Genomic DNA, 1,878 nt, shown 5'->3' on the forward strand with positions numbered 1-1,878 from the left:
ATGCCTGTATTGAATCCTTTCATGCCCTATTAAAAAAGGAAGAAGTCCACCATGTACAATATCTAGACTACCAAACAGCTAAATTAGCGATGTTCCAATTTATTGAAGGTTGGTATAACCGAAAAAGAATTCACAGCAGCTTGGGCTATCAAACCCCACAAGCCATTGAAGATCGAATTAGGAATACAGCTTAAGATTTAACTTTTTAGTGTCCAAAATATTGACTCAAATCCAGAAGATAGTATGGTCATGTACATTTAGTTATATAAATATTGGAGGAGGAACTATAATAATGGCGATTGTTTTCATTGTATGCTTAGTCATTATCTTTATTATCTTATTATTAAGTTTAACCACTACTTCGAAAGCATACCAGTATAAACATACTATTGACCCAGTTGATCACCATATAGCTGCTAACGATGCAAAAAAACAAGAAAACGACACTGAACAACGGTAGGATAAGATATCCTACCGTTATTCTATTTATGTTTTTTGTAATTTTCTTAGTAAAAAGAGCTATGTAAGAAAATTTGGGAAGAAATAATTAAATTCCTTTTTTCTCAGAGGATGTTTTTGAAAAAAATTACCTGGCTCTTTATACGTTTAACRGAATCTCTCTAGGGGGTCCTACCACAGTGTATGAAAAGCTTTTATAAAAATTGGTTAATTTCTAAGTGGAATAATCAATTACGAATGGAGCGAGTAAGTTGAGTATAGAAATAAAGAGAGTGGATATTATCCAGCATGGATTGAAGGTACTTCAATCAGTTGGGTCCCATCATATTTGTGAGGTTTGTATAAAAAGTGGGAATTCCTGTTGCAAAGGGTGTGAGTTTTTAAAGGACGGTATAGGATGCCAAAACAGAAATACAAGTTGTACTGCGTGGCTATGTGGTTTACAAAAATTCTTTTTAAATGAAATTGGATTGTTGGAAGAGTGGGAAAACTTATGGGAACAGATCCCTGGACAATGTTTTCGTAAAGATAACACCCCAGAAACGATAAAAATAAAATCATTACTTAATCTTGAAGATTTAGATAATAAAGTGGGAAAATTGATAGCTGAAAAGTTAGAATTGTTTGTAAAAGAAGGAGGGAATATAGATCAGTTAAAGTTAAGCCTTGATTTATTACTAAGTTTGAAAACTACACCTAAAGCCTACAACTACTATAAACATACGATCGATCCAATTGCTCATATAGTTGCTATAGCTAACGATGTAAAAAAACAAGAAAACGACACTGAACAAGGGTAGGACAAGATGTCCTATCCTTGTTCTATTTCAATTTTTTGTAATTTACTAATTTTTCTTAGTAAAAAGAGCGCAGCAAGAAAATACGGAAGTCCAATAACTAATTCCCTTTTTCTCAGAGCATGTTTTTGAAAAAAATCACTAAAACTGGCTCTTTATACGTTTAACGGAATCTCTCTTTTAAAAAAGATCGATCTTTTTTACTGTATGTTGTTGAACTAACCCCATCGCCATCAAGCTAAGGTGAATTTGTATCATCATAACGAAAAAAAACGCTATTCTTTTTGTAGAAATATACAGGAAGGATGGMGTTTTCTATGAGTTTTTCTGTTTCAGACGAAATGAATCTCTTTTCTCAAGAACTTCAAAACTACTTATCTCCRTCTTCTCTACAACAATTAGCTAAAGAAGTTGGTTTTGTTCAACGTACAAGTAAATATCAAGCACAAGAATTAWTTGCTTTATGTGTATGGCTTAGTCAACAGGTYGYGAGTACRCCACTYACACAATTGTGTAGCCRTCTCGAAGCATCTACAGGTGTCCTTATGAGCCCCGAAGGGCTTAATCAACGATTTAATGGTTCAGCCGTACAGTTTCTTCAACAAGTTCTAGCTAATCTTCT

At 33.5% G+C, this 1,878-nt stretch carries 2 protein-coding genes and 2 pseudogenes; all 4 read left to right on the forward strand.

Features of this window, described 5'->3' with window-relative positions:
* A partial coding sequence (locus tag AC1DUW_RS27370) for an integrase core domain-containing protein (protein ID WP_477643996.1) occupies positions 1 to 194 on the forward strand: 194 nt, incomplete at its 5' end.
* A 98-nt stretch (positions 195 to 292) separates the two neighbouring features.
* On the forward strand, positions 293 to 460 hold the full coding sequence (gene ytzI / locus AC1DUW_RS27375) for a YtzI protein (RefSeq protein ID WP_477643997.1): 168 nt from the start codon (positions 293 to 295) through the stop codon (positions 458 to 460).
* A 250-nt stretch (positions 461 to 710) separates the two neighbouring features.
* Positions 711 to 1,127 (forward strand): annotated as a pseudogene (locus tag AC1DUW_RS27380) (DNA mismatch repair protein); the annotation flags it as partial.
* 446 nt (positions 1,128 to 1,573) lie between these two features.
* Positions 1,574 to 1,878, forward strand: a pseudogene (locus tag AC1DUW_RS27385) (IS4 family transposase); the annotation flags it as partial.

Source organism: Peribacillus sp. P4_C12 (genome assembly GCF_056402095.1).